The organism is Bradyrhizobium manausense, assembly GCF_018129685.1.
GTDB classification, from domain to species: domain Bacteria; phylum Pseudomonadota; class Alphaproteobacteria; order Rhizobiales; family Xanthobacteraceae; genus Bradyrhizobium; species Bradyrhizobium manausense_D.
The window spans coordinates 216,206-232,788 of sequence record NZ_JAFCLG010000005.1 but is presented as its reverse complement, the minus strand read 5'-3'; the positions used below and the strand labels follow the sequence as shown (position 1 = coordinate 232,788).

General features: G+C 63.9%; 18 protein-coding genes and 1 tRNA gene. 10 read left to right on the top strand and 9 right to left on the bottom strand.

Annotated elements, in window-relative coordinates; genetic code table 11:
* Positions 1 to 40: 40 nt before the first annotated feature.
* Positions 41 to 385: an endonuclease domain-containing protein gene (locus tag JQ621_RS15790; RefSeq protein ID WP_212235633.1), complete on the top strand. Its 345-nt coding sequence runs from the start codon at positions 41 to 43 to the stop codon at positions 383 to 385.
* Positions 386 to 464: 79 nt separating this feature from the next.
* On the opposite strand, the gene trpB is transcribed toward JQ621_RS15790, so the two are convergent.
* The 8 genes from trpB to aroA all read right to left on the bottom strand — a co-directional run bounded on the left by trpB (position 465) and on the right by aroA (position 8,578).
* The gene (gene trpB, locus JQ621_RS15785) at positions 465 to 1,682 is read right to left on the bottom strand and encodes a tryptophan synthase subunit beta (RefSeq protein WP_212235632.1); all 1,218 of its coding nucleotides are present in this window, start codon (positions 1,680 to 1,682) and stop codon (positions 465 to 467) included.
* Positions 1,679 to 2,338: a phosphoribosylanthranilate isomerase gene (locus JQ621_RS15780; protein ID WP_212235631.1), complete on the bottom strand. Its 660-nt coding sequence runs from the start codon at positions 2,336 to 2,338 to the stop codon at positions 1,679 to 1,681. The genes trpB and JQ621_RS15780 overlap by 4 nt, the downstream gene beginning before the upstream one ends.
* A gap of 63 nt (positions 2,339 to 2,401) precedes the next feature.
* Entirely contained in the window at positions 2,402 to 2,794 is a 393-nt protein-coding gene (locus JQ621_RS15775; protein ID WP_212235630.1) for a lipopolysaccharide assembly protein LapA domain-containing protein, read from the bottom strand.
* A 71-nt stretch (positions 2,795 to 2,865) separates the two neighbouring features.
* Positions 2,866 to 3,171, bottom strand: a complete 306-nt coding sequence (locus JQ621_RS15770; protein WP_007598410.1) for an integration host factor subunit beta — start codon at positions 3,169 to 3,171, stop codon at positions 2,866 to 2,868.
* A gap of 182 nt (positions 3,172 to 3,353) precedes the next feature.
* Entirely contained in the window at positions 3,354 to 4,334 is a 981-nt protein-coding gene (gene sppA, locus JQ621_RS15765) for a signal peptide peptidase SppA (RefSeq protein WP_212235629.1), read from the bottom strand.
* Positions 4,335 to 4,633: 299 nt separating this feature from the next.
* A complete protein-coding gene (gene rpsA / locus JQ621_RS15760; protein WP_212235628.1) occupies positions 4,634 to 6,340 on the bottom strand; it encodes a 30S ribosomal protein S1 in 1,707 nt (568 codons plus the stop codon).
* 265 nt (positions 6,341 to 6,605) lie between these two features.
* Entirely contained in the window at positions 6,606 to 7,244 is a 639-nt protein-coding gene (gene cmk / locus JQ621_RS15755; protein WP_212235627.1) for a (d)CMP kinase, read from the bottom strand.
* A complete protein-coding gene (gene aroA, locus JQ621_RS15750; RefSeq protein WP_212235626.1) occupies positions 7,241 to 8,578 on the bottom strand; it encodes a 3-phosphoshikimate 1-carboxyvinyltransferase in 1,338 nt (445 codons plus the stop codon). Before aroA ends, cmk begins: the two co-directional genes overlap by 4 nt.
* 159 nt (positions 8,579 to 8,737) lie before the next feature.
* On the opposite strand from aroA, the gene JQ621_RS15745 reads away from it, so the two are divergent.
* From JQ621_RS15745 to JQ621_RS35875, 3 genes are all read left to right on the top strand, one after another.
* Positions 8,738 to 9,145, top strand: coding sequence for a TIGR02300 family protein (locus JQ621_RS15745; protein ID WP_212235625.1), 408 nt, complete (start codon positions 8,738 to 8,740; stop codon positions 9,143 to 9,145).
* Between the two features lie 91 nt (positions 9,146 to 9,236).
* Positions 9,237 to 9,312 (top strand) — tRNA-Ala (locus tag JQ621_RS15740).
* 158 nt (positions 9,313 to 9,470) lie between these two features.
* Positions 9,471 to 9,707 carry a GIY-YIG nuclease family protein gene (locus JQ621_RS35875; RefSeq protein ID WP_212235624.1) on the top strand — a complete coding sequence of 79 codons (237 nt, stop codon included), beginning with the start codon at positions 9,471 to 9,473 and terminating at the stop codon, positions 9,705 to 9,707.
* 2 nt (positions 9,708 to 9,709) lie between these two features.
* Here JQ621_RS35875 and JQ621_RS15730 read toward each other — a convergent pair whose 3' ends face one another.
* Complete coding sequence (locus tag JQ621_RS15730; protein ID WP_212235623.1) at positions 9,710 to 10,168, bottom strand: MarR family winged helix-turn-helix transcriptional regulator; 459 nt, start codon at positions 10,166 to 10,168, stop codon at positions 9,710 to 9,712.
* A 157-nt stretch (positions 10,169 to 10,325) separates the two neighbouring features.
* Here JQ621_RS15730 and JQ621_RS15725 point away from each other — a divergent pair, with 157 nt between their 5' ends.
* The 6 genes from JQ621_RS15725 to JQ621_RS15700 all read left to right on the top strand — a co-directional run bounded on the left by JQ621_RS15725 (position 10,326) and on the right by JQ621_RS15700 (position 16,503).
* On the top strand, positions 10,326 to 10,751 hold the full coding sequence (locus JQ621_RS15725) for an organic hydroperoxide resistance protein (RefSeq protein ID WP_212235622.1): 426 nt from the start codon (positions 10,326 to 10,328) through the stop codon (positions 10,749 to 10,751).
* 174 nt (positions 10,752 to 10,925) lie between these two features.
* Positions 10,926 to 12,128 (top strand): CaiB/BaiF CoA transferase family protein, encoded by a 1,203-nt coding sequence (locus tag JQ621_RS15720; protein ID WP_212235621.1) that lies wholly within the window; start codon positions 10,926 to 10,928, stop codon positions 12,126 to 12,128.
* Between the two features lie 183 nt (positions 12,129 to 12,311).
* Positions 12,312 to 13,628, top strand: coding sequence for a sn-glycerol-3-phosphate ABC transporter substrate-binding protein UgpB (gene ugpB / locus JQ621_RS15715; protein WP_212235620.1), 1,317 nt, complete (start codon positions 12,312 to 12,314; stop codon positions 13,626 to 13,628).
* A 53-nt stretch (positions 13,629 to 13,681) separates the two neighbouring features.
* Positions 13,682 to 14,563 carry a sn-glycerol-3-phosphate ABC transporter permease UgpA gene (ugpA, locus tag JQ621_RS15710; RefSeq protein WP_212235619.1) on the top strand — a complete coding sequence of 294 codons (882 nt, stop codon included), beginning with the start codon at positions 13,682 to 13,684 and terminating at the stop codon, positions 14,561 to 14,563.
* Complete coding sequence (gene ugpE, locus JQ621_RS15705) at positions 14,563 to 15,411, top strand: sn-glycerol-3-phosphate ABC transporter permease UgpE (protein WP_212235618.1); 849 nt, start codon at positions 14,563 to 14,565, stop codon at positions 15,409 to 15,411. The genes ugpA and ugpE overlap by 1 nt, the downstream gene beginning before the upstream one ends.
* 6 nt (positions 15,412 to 15,417) lie before the next feature.
* Entirely contained in the window at positions 15,418 to 16,503 is a 1,086-nt protein-coding gene (locus JQ621_RS15700; RefSeq protein ID WP_212235617.1) for a sn-glycerol-3-phosphate import ATP-binding protein UgpC, read from the top strand.
* The last annotated feature ends 80 nt before the right edge of the window (positions 16,504 to 16,583 follow it).

The window sequence follows — 16,583 nt, the reverse complement described above, 5'->3', positions numbered from 1 at the left end:
GCCGGGGAGAGGTCGGCTGCGAAGCAGCCGGGTGAGGGGGATGGAGAGGTTCAAGTCGAGAGCGCGGCGGCTCCGCGAGTCGCAGACGAGCGCGGAAGCCAGGCTTTGGCAGGCGTTGCGCAACCGGCAGCTTGCCCGCTGGAAGTTTCGCCGCCAGCATCCCGTTGACCGGTACGTCGTCGATTTCGTGACGCTGGACGGAAAGCTCATCGTTGAAGTCGATGGCGTCACGCATTCCAGCCCGACCGAGATTGAACGTGATGACGCCAGGACCAAAGTGCTCGAAGCCTGCGGCTTCCTCGTCCTTCGTGTCTCGAACACAGACGTGTTCGAAAATCTTGAGGGTGTTCTCGAACTGGTCCGGACATCACTAAAGTTCGAGTGAGTGGAGAGCCCCCTCACCCGGCCGCTGCGCAGCCGACCTCTCCCCAACGGGGAGAGGTGAAGAGAGTGCGACACACGCCTCACTTGCTCTTGCCCTTCAGGATGTCGCCAACTTGCGGGACATCCTTGTCGCCGCGGCCGGAGAGATTGACGACCATCAGGTGATCTTTTGGCCGCTTCGGCGCGAGCTCCAACACCTTGGCGATGGCGTGTGCAGGTTCGAGCGCGGGGATGATGCCTTCCAGCTTCGACAGCAGCTGGAAGGCGGAGAGCGCCTCGTCGTCGGTCGCGGAAAGATAGTTGACGCGGCCGATCTCGTGCAGCCAGGAATGCTCGGGGCCGATGCCGGGATAATCGAGGCCGGCCGAGATCGAATGCGCGTCCGTGATCTGGCCGTCCGCGTCCATCAACAGATAAGTGCGGTTGCCATGCAGCACGCCGGGACGGCCGCCGGCGATCGACGCCGCATGCAGCTGCGTGAGCCCGTGGCCCGCGGCTTCGACGCCGAAGATCTCGACGGTGGAATCGTCGAGGAAGGGATGGAACAGGCCCATCGCGTTCGAGCCGCCGCCGATGCAGGCGACCAGCGAATCCGGCAGGCGGCCTTCGATCTCCTGCATCTGCGCCTTGGTCTCAATACCGATGATCGATTGGAAATCGCGCACCAGGGTCGGATAGGGATGCGGGCCCGCAACCGTACCGATGCAGTAGAAGGTGTTGTGCACGTTGGTCACCCAGTCGCGCAGCGCCTCGTTCATGGCGTCCTTCAGCGTGCGCGTGCCCGACTGCACCGGCATCACGGTGGCGCCCAGCATCTCCATGCGGATGACGTTCTGCTGCTGCCGCGCGACGTCGACCGCGCCCATATAGACGATGCATTCGAGCCCGAAGCGCGCGCACAGCGTCGCGGTGGCAACGCCGTGCTGGCCGGCGCCGGTCTCGGCGATGATGCGCTTCTTGCCCATGCGCCGCGCCAGCATGATCTGGCCGAGCACGTTGTTCACCTTGTGCGAACCGGTGTGGTTGAGCTCTTCGCGCTTGAGGTAGATCTTGGCGCCGCCGAGATGCTCGGTCAGGCGCTCGGCGAAATACAGCGGCGAGGGACGGCCGACATAGTTCTTGAGATAGCCGTCCATCTCGGCCTGGAAGGCCGGATCGGCCTTGGCCGCGGTGTAGGCCTTCTCCAGATCGAGGATCAGCGGCATCAGGGTTTCGGCGACGAAACGTCCGCCGAAAATGCCGAAATGGCCTCGCTCGTCGGGGCCGCTGCGGTAGGAGTTTGGTTTGGCGATGTTCATCGGACGCTCAATTCTTGGGTGGCGCGCGCGGCGCGAATGAAGGCCTTGATCAGCTCCGGATCCTTGACGCCGGAAGCGCTCTCGACACTGGAGGAGACGTCGACGCCGCCGGCGCGGGTGACGCGCACGGCTTCAGCGACGTTCCCCGCATGCAGACCGCCCGAAACCATATACGGCACTTTCAGCTCAAGGTTTTCGAGCAGATGCCAATCGAAGGGCGCACCCAACCCGCCCGGCCGCGTGGCGTCCTTGGGCGGCCGGGCATCGAACAGGATGCGGTCGGCGACCGCGGCGTAGCCGGGCAACACGGCGAGATCAGCCGATGCCGCGACCGCCACGGCCTTCATCACGGGACGGCCGAACTTTTGGCTGATGTCGCGCAACCGCGCCACGCTCTCCCTGCCGTGCAGCTGGAAGATATCCGGCGACAGCGCGTCCATGATGTTGTCGAGCGTGGCGTCGTCGGCATCGACGGTGAGCGCCACTTTAAGCGCGCGCCGTTTCACCTGGCGGCCGAGATCCCGCGCCGCTTCCAGCGAGACATGCCGGGGCGACGGCGGAAAGAACACGAACCCCACCATTTCGGCGCCCGCATCGAGCGCCGTTTCGAGCGTCTCGCCCGTGGACAGGCCGCAGATTTTGACGAGCAGGGACATGGTCTCAAAGCGCGTGAAGGCCGCAAGCGGCGGCCGGGAAACGGGTTTCAGGTCGGGCCGCTTCTACAACGTCGCGCGCTGCTTGTCTTGCCCGATGGGCCCGTAAAGCCCCATCCCGGAGGGAACGGGCAGGCGCTGGGCCTCGGGCTTTGCCGGGGCCGTCTGGGCCCGCAGATCGGCCAGCTCGACCCGGGCGGCCCGGGCATCCGCCTCATGCCGGCGTGCAGCCCGCCGCCAGCGCCGCTGGCCGAACCAGACGGCGCATCCGCCGACGATGACACCGAGGGCCGCCACCAGGATCAGCAGCATGAATAGCGGCAGCGTGACCGACAGGGCCGGATCGGCAGCCATGAAGGGATCGAAAGAGACCGTGACGAAATGCCGGTTGGACACCGCAAAAGTCACCAGGACCAGAGCCAGCGGAATCACGATCAGCGCGGTCAGGAATTTTCGCATCGCGATCGCTCGTCTTGAATCAAGCTTGCTGCCGCATCATGCGGCCATCAGGTTAAGTCCGGACGACAGCGTCAGTCCGGGGCGCCAGGATCCGGATGATCGCGGTTCAGCCGCTCGCGCATTTCCTTGCCGGTCTTGAAGAACGGAACGCTCTTCTGATCGACGGGGACATGAGCGCCGGTGCGCGGATTGCGGCCGGCGCGCGCGGGGCGATGCTTGACCGAGAAAGCGCCGAAGCCGCGCAGCTCGACGCGGTCACCGCGCGCGAGTGCCGCTACGATCTCTTCGAGAATCGCATTCACAATGTTCTCGACATCCCGCTGGTACAGATGCGGGTTGTGCTCGGCGATACGCTGAACAAGTTCGGATTTGATCATCGAGAGATAGGACCCGGAAGCGTGCGGATGACCATTTCCGTGAAAATACCTTGATCTGTCAAGACGCTAAATGAAGATTGGGCGTCGTGAAAATGCGTGACAAATGCCGAAAAAGCGGGCTGCGCGACTACTCGCCAGACGGGAAAAAGGTCTTGACCTCGCGTTGTCCCGGCAATTTCCGGTCAATTCGACCCCGCCGGCTGCCACAGGGCCAGCATCCCGTCGAGTCCGGCGCGATCGACCGCCTGCGCAACGCCTGACTGCTCGATCTGATGCGCAATCGCGCTGAATCCAAGCGCTTCCAGCGTCACTGAGGCTGCGGTCCTGAGGAACGGCAGGTCGCTGAAGCGGGGCTCGAGCTTGTAATCGCGCACCGAAAGCCCCTTCTTGACGCCCTTCTGCTCCTCGAGCCAGGTCACCGCGGTTTTCTCGTCGCCGAGCTGATCGATCAGCTTGAGGTCGATCGCCTGGCGCCCGGTGAAGACGCGGCCATCGACGACTTTTTCGAGCTGCGTGTCATCCATGCCACGGCGCTGCTTCACCAGATCCTTGAACCAGGCATAGGAGTCCTTCACCAGCGCATCGAGCGCGGCGCGCGCTTCCGGGCTGGTCGGCTCAAAGCCGTTGGGCGCGGCCTTCAGCGGCGTGGACTTCACTTCCTCGACCTTGACGCCGATCGTCTTCAACAGCTCGCTGAAATTGGGAAACTGGAACAGCACGCCGATCGAGCCGACAAGCGAGCTCTGCTGGGCGATGATGTGGTCGCTCGCGATCGCGGTGATGTAGCCGCCCGAGGCGGCAAGACCTTCGACGACGACGACCAGCGGCTTCTTCGCCTTCAGGCGCGTCAGTGAATCAAACAGCTGCTCGGAGCCGGCGGTGGTGCCGCCCGGCGAGTTGACGTGGACGATGACGGCTGCGGCCTGCGAATTCTCCAGCCGCTCCAGCGCGCGCGTGCGCTCGGCATCGCTGCGGATCAGGCCGTCGATCTGCACACGCGCGATTGCGCCGGCGGAAGCAAACGTGCCTCGTGCACCAGGCGTCATGACCAGCGCAAAGCCCGCGATCGCCGCGATCGCGATCAGCGCGGCCATCACGCGCCAGAACGTCAGCTTTCGGCGGATCCTGCGGCGATCGACGATGATGTCCGAATCGAGTGACATCGGGATATCTCCAAATGAAAGGCCGCTGGCGTTGTGCCGTCACATTGTGACGATCAGCTTGTCTGGATACATCAATTGCGGCGCAATTTGAAGAAAACAAGGCCTGCGGCAATTCCCTCGACTGCCGCCGTCATTCCGGGGCGATGCGCAGCATCGAACCCGGAATCCATCGGGCTTGAAAACGTGTGACGAAATGGATTCCGGGCTCGGGCTTCGCGCGCCCCCCGAATGACGGCGGTAAAACAAAAAAAGCCCCGGCCAGAGCCGGGGCCTTGATGTCAGCAAAACTTCCGTATCGCTTACTTGCTGTCGCGGTTCTTGAGCGCGGTGCCCAGGATGTCGCCGAGCGTTGCGCCCGAATCCGAGGAGCCGTACTGCGCGATGGCTTCCTTCTCTTCGGCGACTTCGAGCGCCTTGATCGACACCTGGACCTTGCGGGCCTTCTTGTCGAACTGGATCACGCGGGCATCGACCTTCTCGCCGACGGCGAAGCGTTCGGCACGCTGGTCGTTGCGGTCACGCGCGAGCTCCGAGCGCTTGATGAAGGTCGAGAAGTCGGTCCCGGCGATCTTCACCTCGATACCGCTTTCCTTCACTTCGAGCACTTCGCAGGTCACGACCGCGCCCTTCTTGACATCGCCCGGCTCGGCGAACGGGTCGCCTTCGAGCTGCTTGATGCCGAGCGAGATACGCTCCTTCTCGACGTCCACATCGAGCACCACGGCCTTGACCATGTCGCCCTTCTTGTAGTTGTCGATCACCTGCTCGCCCGGAAGCTTCCAGTCGAGGTCGGAGAGATGGACCATGCCGTCGACGTCGCCCTCGAGGCCCAGGAACAGACCGAACTCGGTCTTGTTCTTGACTTCGCCCTCGACCACCGAACCGGTCGGATGGCCTTCGACGAAGACCTCCCACGGGTTGCGCATGGTCTGCTTGAGGCCGAGCGAGATGCGGCGCTTGACGGAATCGACTTCCAGCACCTGCACGTCGACTTCCTGCGAGGTCGACACGATCTTGCCGGGGTGCATGTTCTTCTTGGTCCACGACATCTCGGAGACGTGGATCAGGCCTTCGATGCCCGGCTCGAGCTCGACGAACGCACCGTAGTCGGTGATGTTGGTGACGCGGCCGGTGAAGCGAGCACCCAGCGGGTACTTGGCTTCGATGCCCTGCCACGGATCGTCCAGCAGCTGCTTCATGCCCAGCGAGATGCGGTGCGTCTCGTGGTTGATCTTGATGATCTTGACCTTCACGGTCTGGCCGATCGAGAGCACCTCGGTCGGATGGTTGACGCGGCGCCACGCGATGTCGGTGACGTGCAGCAGGCCGTCGATGCCGCCGAGGTCAACGAACGCACCGTAATCGGTGATGTTCTTGACCACGCCGTCGATGACCTGACCTTCTTCGAGGTTCTGCACCAGCTCCTGACGCTGCTCGGCGCGGGTCTCTTCGAGCACCGTGCGGCGGGACACGACGATATTGCCGCGGCGGCGGTCCATCTTGAGGATCTGGAACGGCTGCGCGTTGTTCATCAGCGGCGCAACGTCGCGGATCGGACGGATGTCGACCTGCGAACGCGGCAGGAAGGCAACGGCACCGTCGAGGTCGACGGTGAAGCCGCCCTTGACCTGGTTGAAGATGACGCCCGTGACCTTCTCGTTGTTCTGGAACGCCTTCTCCAGCTTGCCCCAGCTCTCTTCGCGGCGCGCCTTGTCGCGCGACAGCACGGCTTCGCCGAGGGCGTTTTCGATCCGATCGAGGAACACTTCGACCTCGTCGCCCACCTTGATCTCGCTCTCACGGCCGGGGCCGGAGAATTCCCGCAGGGCAACGCGGCCCTCGGTCTTCAGGCCGACGTCGATGACGGCCATGTCCTTTTCAATTGCAACCACCTTGCCCTTGACGACCGAGCTCTCCTGCAGGTTGCCACCTGCGAAGGACTCATCGAGCATCGCGGCGAAATCGTCGCGCGACGGGCTATAGGTATCAGCGGAAGTCGAAACCATTTGTTCTCCAGTTGCGGATGTCTTGCCGGCCGTTGGGTTTTGGGGCGCATCGGATGTGCAGTGTCGGAAGGTCCACAAAACCTTCGAGCGACCGCTCGCTGCTCAGTCCAAAGACCGAAACAGCGGAAGCGGGCCGGCTGGGCCCGCACGTTCGATACGTTGAAATCTTTGTCCGTAGCCGGGATCGCGTCGGTCCCAGAGCGGGGACCGAGAGTATCGACCTCAAAGAGCGGGAGCGGGCGCTTCCTCCATTGACGGCAGCGGCTTAACCCCGCGACCGGCCCGCTCGGACGGCCTCGATAATGTCGATGGCGGCCCGGACGCCGCCTTCTATATCCAGTTGGGAGTTATCAAGCAAGTAAGCATCCGCGGCTGGTTTCAAAGGCGCAATCGGCCGGTTCTTGTCCCGTTCGTCGCGCTGGAGGATGTCCGCGAGCACGGCTGCCTCGTCCGCCTCCTCGCCCCGCGCCCGCGCCTCCATGGTGCGGCGGCGGGCCCGGACCCTGGGGTCGGCGACGACGAATATCTTCACGTCGGCATCGGGGCAGATCACGGTTCCAATGTCCCGGCCGTCCAGCACGGCGCCGGGCGGACCGGCGGCGAATTGCCGCTGGAAGTTCAGCAGGACCTCGCGAACCCTGGGGATCGCCGAGACAATCGAGGCGCCCTCCCCGGCGATTTGAGTCTTCAACGCGGGATTGCCGAACTTTTCCGGATCGAGTTCCAGGGCGGCCTGCACCGCCGCGGCCTCGTCCCGGAGATCATGGCCGGACTGCATCAGGGCGTAGGCGACCGCGCGATAGATGACGCCGGTATCGAGATGACGATAGCCGTAATGATGGGCGAGGCGCTTGCCGAGCGTGCCCTTGCCGGAGGCCGCGGGTCCATCGATGGCGATGATCATGAAAACTCGGCCCCAAGCGAACGCATCATCGGAATGAAGTCCGGGAAACTGGTGGCGATGAAGGCGGTGTCGTCGACGGTGACGGGCTGGTCGGACGCACAGCCCATCACCAGCGCCGACATCGCGATACGGTGGTCCATATGGGTGGTGACAGTGCCGCCGCCGGGGACATGGCCACGACCTTCGACGATCAGATCGTCGCCGGAGACCGAGACCTTCACGCCGTTGACGCGGAGCATGTCCGCGGTGGCCTCGAGCCGATCGGATTCCTTGACGCGCAGCTCCTGCAGGCCGCGCATGATGGTGGTGCCTTCGGCGAAGGAGGCCGCCACCGCCAGCACCAGATATTCGTCGATCATCGAGGGCGCGCGCTCCGGCGGCACCTCGACGCCGCGCAGCTTCGAGGCGCGTACGCGCAAGCGCGCCATCGGCTCGCCGGCATCGCCGCGCACTTCGCTCTCTTCGATCGAGGCGCCCATTTCGCGCAGCGTCGTGAACAGGCCGGTGCGCAGCGGGTTGGTCATGACATCGGAGAGAACGACGTCGGAGCCTTCGACGATCAAGGCGGCGACGACCGGAAAGGCCGCCGACGAGGGATCGGCCGGCACGATGACGTCGGCGCCATGCAGCTCGGGCTGGCCGATCAGCGTGATGCGGCGGCCGTGCGCGCCCTCGGCGACCGAGGTGATGTCGGCGCCAAAATGCTTCAGCATCAGCTCGGTGTGGTCGCGGCTGGCTTCATTCTCGATGACGGTGGTGGTGCCCGGCGCGGCGAGGCCCGCCAGCAGCACCGCCGATTTGATCTGGGCCGAGGCGACCGGGGTCTTGTAAGTGATCGGCAACGGATCGCGCGCACCCTGGACGGTCAACGGCAGGCGGCCGCCTTCGCCGCCGGAGATGACCCTCGCGCCCATCCTTTCCAGCGGATCGAGGATCCGGCGCATCGGGCGGCTGCGCAGCGAGGCATCGCCATCGAACACCGCCGAGATCGGGCAGCCGGCGACGGCGCCCATGACCAGCCGGCAACCGGTACCGGAATTGCCGAAATCCAGCGCTGCCTTGGGCTGGGCAAAGCCGCCGACGCCGACGCCGTTCACCTTCCAGGCGAAGTCGCCGGTGCGCTCGACCTTGGCGCCGAGGGCCTGCATGGATTTGGCGGTGTTGAGAACGTCCTCGCCCTCGAGGAGGCCCGAAATCCGGGTTTCGCCGACCGCGAGCGCGCCCAGGATCAGGGCCCGGTGGGAGATCGACTTGTCCCCGGGCACCCGTACCTTTCCGGTCAGGGGGCCGCTTGAGCGCGCCGTCAGCGGCGTCGGCTTGTCGGAATGGGTCAAGATTGTGTCCTTGGATGCGCCTCAGAGGCTGGCCGGCACCTACCACAAGGTCTCCCCGCCGTCACGAGCATGTCTTTCTCTCGTAATGCGCTATTGACAGAGGGCCGCCAACTAGCCAAGTGAAGCACCGCTTTTCAGACATCCCAGGATTCCTCTGCCGTGGCCAAGTCAGAACTCGGAACCAAACGCATTTGCCCGACCACGGGCAAGAAGTTCTATGACCTCAACAAGAATCCGGTGATCTCGCCCTACACCGGCGAAGTCGTGCCGATCGCGCCCGTGGCGCCGGCCCGCATGCCTCGCGGCGCCGAGGCCCGCCATGCGGCAGCCGCCGATGCCACGCCGGAGCCGGCTGAGGTCGAGGAGGTCTCGCTCGAGGAGGCCGATGCCGAGGAGAACACCGGCAAGGTCAAGGCCGTGGTCCCTGAATCCGAGGACGATATCGAGGTCGACGAGACCCTCGACGACGACGATGACGATGATTCGACCTTCATTCCCGACGAGGAAGAGGGCGATGAGGACGTGACCGACATCATTGGTGATGTCGGAGGCGATGAAGAGACTTGAGATCAGCCCTGATCTGTGAAAAAGGGTGCACCGCGCGAGTCGGAAGGCTCGCCGGTCGGGAGTGATCCCCCAGGATCATCCCAGAAGTTCAGGGGCCATAGCTCAGCTGGGAGAGCGCTTGCATGGCATGCAAGAGGTCGGCGGTTCGATCCCGCCTGGCTCCACCAGCCTTCGCTCGCTTCGCGAGCTACGGCTCGGCAAGCCAGCTCCGCTCCATCGTAGCGAAGCTAGCGAAGGCTGCCGCGGCGTAGCCCCAAGGGCGAAGCCGGGCTTCAGCAGATCGAAAGCGGATGTAAGCTCTCCCTCGACAACTGGGGAGTGTGCTGTGAAGTACGTCTACATTCTTGAAAGCCTTGACTCGCTCCACTTCTACGTCGGGATCACCGACGACCTGCGCGCCCGACTCACAAAGCACAATACTGGCGAGGTGCCCCACACCTCGAAATACGGGCCTTGGCGGCTCAAGACTTACGTCGCGTTCAGCAACGAGAAGCAAGCCGTAGCATTCGAGAAGTATCTGAAGTCAGCGTCCGGCCGAGCCTTCGCCAAGAAGCGGCTCTAGCCCTACTCCCCGATCACCGCATTCAACCGATCCCGTAGCGCCACGATCTCGTCCTTCATCGCGACCAGCTCGGACACCGAGCAATCCGACGCCGCCAGGATCGATTGCGGCACGCTGCGCGCTTTATCCTTGAGCGCGTGCCCCTGCGCCGTCAGCGCGATCAGCACCTGGCGCTCGTCCTCGCTGCTTCGCGTCCGCTTGACGAGATGCGCGGCTTCCAGCCGCTTCAGCAGCGGCGTCAGCGTGCCTGAATCGAGGAACAGCTTCTCGCCGATGTCCTTTACCGGGACATCGTCGCGCTCCCACAGCACGAGCATCACCAGATATTGCGGATAGGTCAGGCCGAGCCGGTCGAGCAGCGGCTTGTAGACGCGGTTGAAGGCGTGCGCGGCCGAATAGACGGCAAAGCAGATCTGGTTGTCGAGGCGTTGCGAATCGAGGGTCGATAGTTTCCGGGCCATGGAGAATCTCAGGACATTGACCCGCATTGTGGGACCGGGCGGGCCGACATTCAATTGCGAACAATTAAATGTGAGGCAGGCAAATTTCAATTGCACGCAATATAATTGTTTGCGATATATCGGTCACCCCAACCCGACGCCCCCAAAGGAGACGAAAATGTCCGTGAACGTCCTTTACAAGACCAGCGCAAAAGCCACCGGCGGCCGCGACGGCCATGCTGCGACCCTCGACGGCGCGCTCGACGTCAAGCTCACCACGCCCAAGGAGCTCGGCGGTGGCGGCGGCGCAGGCAACAATCCCGAGCAGCTGTTTGCGGCCGGCTATGCCGCCTGCTTCATCGGCGCGATGAAATTCGTGTCCTCGCAGGGCGGCCCGAAGGTTCCCGCCGACGCCTCCGTGACCTCGACCGTCGGCATCGGCCCGCGCTCGGCTGGCGGCTTTGGTCTCGACATTGATCTCGCGGTCTCGCTGCCGGGCCTGTCACGCAGTGACGCCGAGGCGCTGGTCGAGAAGGCGCACCAGGTGTGCCCGTACTCCAATGCCACGCGTGGCAATGTCGACGTGCGCCTGACGGTCGTCTGATCCAAAGTGCGGATTGGCTGGCCTGAGATCCCCCTCGGGCCGGCCGCTTCCGCTTGAATTCCCACGCCGCGGGATAGCGCGGCAACGCATACGCCTCCACGCGGCGAGCCATTGCTGGGGCGTTCGAACCTCGCTAGGCCTGTGGTCAAAGTTCGACACAGGGGAAGCGAAGGCATGAGTGAAGCCGTTTTGGGCGCAATGAACGGGCTGCGCGTCATCGATCTCACGCGCGTGCTTGGCGGTCCCTACTGCACCCAGATCCTCGCCGACCACGGCGCCGACGTCATCAAGGTCGAGCCGCCAGCAGGCGACGAGGTGCGCGACTGGGGCCCTCCCTTCCACGACGACGACGCGGCCTATTTCGTCGGCATTAACAGAAACAAACGATCGATCGGCCTCGACCTCGCCTCCGAGGGTGGCCGTGCCGTGCTGCTGAAGATGCTGGAGACGGCCGACGTCCTGATCGAGAATTTCAAGCCGGGCACGCTGGAGAAATGGGGCATCGGCAACGATGTGCTTGCCCAAAAATTTCCGCGCCTCGTGCATTGCCGGATCTGCGGCTTCGGCGCGGACGGTCCGCGCGGCGGCAATCCCGGCTATGACGCCATCATCCAGGCCATGACCGGCATGATCGCGGCGACCGGCTCGGTCGAGAGCGGGCCGATGCGGATCGGCGTGCCGCTGGTGGACATCACCACCGGACTTTACGCGGCGATCGGCATCCTGATGGCGCTGTCGGAACGCCAGCGTTCGGGCAAAGGCCAGTTCCTGGAGACGACGCTGTACGAAACCGGCCTTGCCATCATGCATCCGCACACCGCGAATTATTTCATGCACGGCAAGCCGCCCGGCCTCACCGGCAACGAGCATCCTAACCTCGTGCCCTATGCGATCTTCCCGACCAAGACCGACGACATCTTCATCGGCGTCGGCAATGACGGCACCTTCCGCAAGCTCGCCAAGGAGATCGGCAAGCCCGAGCTCGGCACCGACCCGCGCTTTGCCAGCAACAAGGACCGCATCGCCAATCGCGAGGCGCTGCGCGCCGAGCTTGCCGCCGTGTTCAGCCAGCACGAGGCCGAGCCGTTGTGCAATCGGCTGCTTGCGGCAGGTCTGCCCGCGGGTCCGGTGCAGAAGATCGACCAGGCGCTGACCAATCCTCACACCATCGCCCGCGGCGATATCATCGAGCAGGATTGGTACAAGGGCGTGGCCTCGCCGATCCGGCTCGATCGCAGCAAGCCGAGCCTGCGCCGCCTGCCGCCGAAGTTCAGCCAGCACTCCCAGGAGGTGCTGGGCGAGTTCGGCTACTCCAAGTCGGAGATCGACGCGATGGTCGAGAAGGGCGTGGTCTGCGGGCCCGAGCGCAAGCGCTAGGGCCCCGGCCTCCCGCACCTGAATGGCGATGCCGCACTGCGGTGCGGCGGCGCGTTCGCCTATTTGACGGCTTCCCTTTTCCGGCGCTTGCCGCTTTCGTTTCGGCCGCTTACACAGTCATGTGAACGTCATACGGCGCTGCTAGCGCAAGCGATCTTTTTGACGGCCAAGGGAGGTTACTTGATGGCTCTTCGACATATTGGAGCGGCTGCCGCATTTGCTGTTGCGGTTGGCATGACGGCTTCGCCGGCGCTGGCTACGACTGAAATCCAGTGGTGGCACGCGATGACGGGCGCGAACAACGACGTCATCGTCAAGCTCGCCAACGACTTCAATGCCTCGCAGAGCGACTACAAGGTCGTCCCGACCTACAAGGGCAGCTATCCCGACACCATGAACGCCGGCATCGCGGCCTTCCGCGCCGGCAACGCGCCGCACATCATGCAGGTGTTCGAAGTCGGCACCGCGACCATGATGGCCGCGACCGGCGCCGTGAAGCCGGTCTACAAGCTGATGGCCGACGCCGGCGAGAAGTTCGATCCGAAGGCCTATCTGTCCGCGATCACAGGCTATTACTCGACCTCCAAGGGCGAGATGCTGTCGTTCCCCTTCAACTCGTCGTCGACCGTCATGTGGGTCAATCTCGACGAGCTGAAGAAGGTTGGCGCCGAGATCCCGAAGACATGGCCCGACGTGTTCGAGGTCGCCAAGAAGCTGCACGACAACGGTCACCCGACCTGCGGCTTCTCCGGCTCCTGGGTCACCTGGGTCAATCTCGAGCAGCTCTCCGCCTGGCACAACGTGCCGCTCGCGACCAAGGCCAACGGCCTCGACGGCTTCGACACCGTGCTCGAGTTCAACGGACCGCTCCAGGTCAAGCATCTCGAGAAGCTCGTCGAGCTCCAGAAGGACAAGACCTACGACTATGCCGGCCGCACCAACCAGGGCGAAGGCCGCTTCACCTCGGGTGAGTGCGCGATCTACCTGACCTCGTCGGCCTTCTTCGGCAACGTCAAGGCGCAGGCCAAGTTCAACTTCAACGCCGTGCCGATGCCGTACTATCCTGATGTCAAGGGCGCGCCGCAGAACTCGATCATCGGCGGAGCCTCGCTCTGGGTCATGGGCGGCAAGTCGGCTGACGAGTACAAGGGCGTCGCGAAATTCCTGACCTTCCTCTCGGACACCGATCGTCAGGTCTACATCCACAAGGCCTCGGGCTATCTGCCGATCACCAAGGCCGCCTACGACAAGGCCAAGGCCGAGGGCTTCTACAAGGATCAGCCCTATCTCGAGACCCCTCTGCTCGAGCTGACCAACAAGGAGCCGACCGAGAACTCGCGCGGCCTGCGCCTCGGCAACATGGTTCAGCTGCGTGACGTCTGGTCGGAAGAGATCGAGCAGGCGCTGGCCGGCAAGAAGACCGCCAAGCAGGCGCTGGATACGGCCGTCGAGCGCGGCAACACGATGCTGCGCCAGTTCGAAAAGACCGCCGTGAAATAAGGCGACGGCGCCGGCAGGCCGCACGATCGGCGGCCTGCCGGCGCCACCCCCACATGCAAAAGCAAGCCATTTTCCAGTCAAAGCTGTTGCCGTACTTGCTGGTTGCTCCGCAGCTGGCCGTCGTTCTGATTTTCTTCTATTGGCCGGCCTTGCAGGCGGTGATCCAGTCGTTTCTGCTGCAGGACGCTTTCGGCCTTTCGTCGAATTTCGTCTGGTTCGATAATTACATCGAGCTGTTCAAGGACCCCGCTTATTTCGAATCGATCGTTCGGACCTTCTTCTTCTCGTTCGCGATCGCCGTCTCTTCGCTGTCCTTTGCACTGCTGCTCGCCGTGATGGCGGACAAGCCTCTGCGCGGCTCGATGCTCTACCGCACGCTTTTGATCTGGCCCTACGCCGTCGCGCCGCCCGTGGTCGGCGTGCTCTGGATCTTCATGCTGCATCCCTCGCTCGGCGTACTGGCGCGATACTTGCGCGCCGCCGGCATCGACTGGAATCCGCTGCTCGACAGCAACCAGGCCGCGACGCTGATCATCCTCGCCGCCGCCTGGAAGCAGATCTCCTACAATTTCCTGTTCTTCCTCGCCGGCCTGCAGGCGATTCCGAAGAGCGTGTTCGAAGCCGCCGCGATCGACGGCGCGCGCCCGATGCGGCGGTTCTGGACCGTGACCTTCCCGCTGCTGTCGCCGACCATCTTCTTCCTGCTGGTCGTCAACATCGTCTACGCCTTCTTCGACACGTTCGGCATCATCGACACCATGACCCGTGGCGGCCCCGGCACGTCGACGGTGACGCTGGTCTACAAGGTCTATACCGACGGCCTGCTTGGCGGAAATCTCGGCAGCTCCGCTGCGCAATCGGTGATCCTGATGATCCTCGTCATCGTGCTCACGGGAATCCAATTCCGCTTCGTCGAACGCAAGGTGACCTACTGATGGTCGAGCAGGAGGGCTTCAGGCGCTACGTCGCCCACATCATTCTCTGGATCGGGATCGCGATCGTCGCGTTCCCGGTCTACATCGCGATCGTCGCCTCGACCCAGGACAACGCGCTGATCGCCAACGGGCAGATGTCGCTGCTGCCGGGCGGGCATTTCTTCGAGGTCTACTACCAGACCATCTTCGTCGGCACGAGCGGCTCGACCCGCGAGCCGGTCGGCAACATGATGCTGAACTCGCTGATCATGGCGCTGCTGATCGCGGTCGGCAAGATCGCGATCTCGATCATCTCGGCCTACGCCATCGTGTATTTCCGCTTTCCGTTCCGGATGCCGATCTTCTGGATCATCTTCATCACCCTGATGCTGCCGGTCGAGGTGCGCATCTATCCGACCTACAAGATCGTCGCCGACCTGCACATGTTGGACAGCTATGCGGGCCTGGCGCTGCCGCTGATCGCATCGGCCACCGCGACGCTGCTGTTCCGGCAGTTCTTCATGACCGTGCCGGACGAGCTGCTGGAAGCCTCGCGGATCGACGGCGCAGGCCCCTTGCGCTTCTTCTGGGACACGCTGCTGCCGCTGTCGCGCACCAACATGGCGGCGCTGTTCGTGATCCTCTTCATCCTCGGCTGGAATCAATATCTCTGGCCGCTCCTGATCACCACGCGCGACGACATGCAGACCATCCAGGTCGGCATCCGCAAGATGATCACCACCACCGACGCGCTGACCGAATGGCCGGTCGTGATGGCGACCGCGGTGCTGGCCATGCTGCCGCCGGTGTTCGTCGTCGTCGCCATGCAGAAACTGTTCGTGCGCGGCCTGGTCGAGACGGAGAAGTAGAGAGACATGGCTAACGTCACCCTGCGCAACGTCCGCAAGACCTACACTGGCGGCTTCGAGGCAATCAAAGGCGTCAACGTCGATGTCGGCGACGGTCAGTTCTGCGTGCTGGTCGGCCCCTCCGGCTGCGGCAAGTCGACGCTGCTCCGCATGGTCGCAGGGCTCGAGACCGTCACCGGCGGCGAGATCGACATCGGCGGCAAGGTCGTCAACCAGGTCGAGCCCGCCGATCGCGACATCGCGATGGTGTTCCAGAACTACGCGCTCTATCCGCACATGAGCGTGTTCAACAACATGGCCTACGGCCTGCGCAATCGCCGCATGCCGGAAGCCGAGATCAAGACCCGCGTCGAGGAAGCCGCGCGCGTGCTCGAGCTGACCTCGATGCTGGAGCGCAAGCCGCGCCAGCTCTCCGGCGGCCAGCGCCAGCGCGTCGCCATGGGCCGCGCCATCGTGCGCCAGCCAAAGGTGTTCCTGTTCGACGAGCCGCTGTCGAATCTCGACGCAAAGCTGCGCATCTCGATGCGCGTCGAAATCCGCAAATTGCAGCGCCGGCTCAACGTCACCTCGATCTACGTCACCCACGACCAGCTCGAGGCGATGACGCTCGCCGACATCCTCGTGGTGATGAACGGCGGCCAGGTCGAGCAGGTCGGCAACCCCCTGGCGATCTACGAGAAGCCGGCGACGACCTTCGTCGCCTCCTTCATCGGTGCGCCGCCGATGAATCTGATGTCGACGCACCCGGACGAGATCAAATCGCAGCTCGGCGGCGCCGCAAGCCAAGCCGGCATCCTCGGCATCCGCCCGGAGGATTTCGTCATGACCGACCAGACGCCATCGGGCGGCGTTGCGCTCTCACTGACGGTGGAGGCGGTCGAGCGCGTGGGCGCCGAAACCTTCGTGTACGGCTCGCGCGCCCAGGACGCGCAGCGCATCGCGGCCACGCCAGGTGAGCTGCCGCCAGGCGAGGTCATCGTTCGCATTCCCGGAACCGAGGCGCCTGCCATTGGCGCAAAAATCCGCGTCGCCGCGGTCCGCAACAAGCTGCATTTGTTCAGCAGCGACGGGCGGACGCGGCTCGAAGCGTGACGGGTTCCGGCCAAAGACGCGAAAACAACCCCATGCACAGTAGGAAGGGGCACTGTTTTCGTTAGGATAAATCGCGCCCC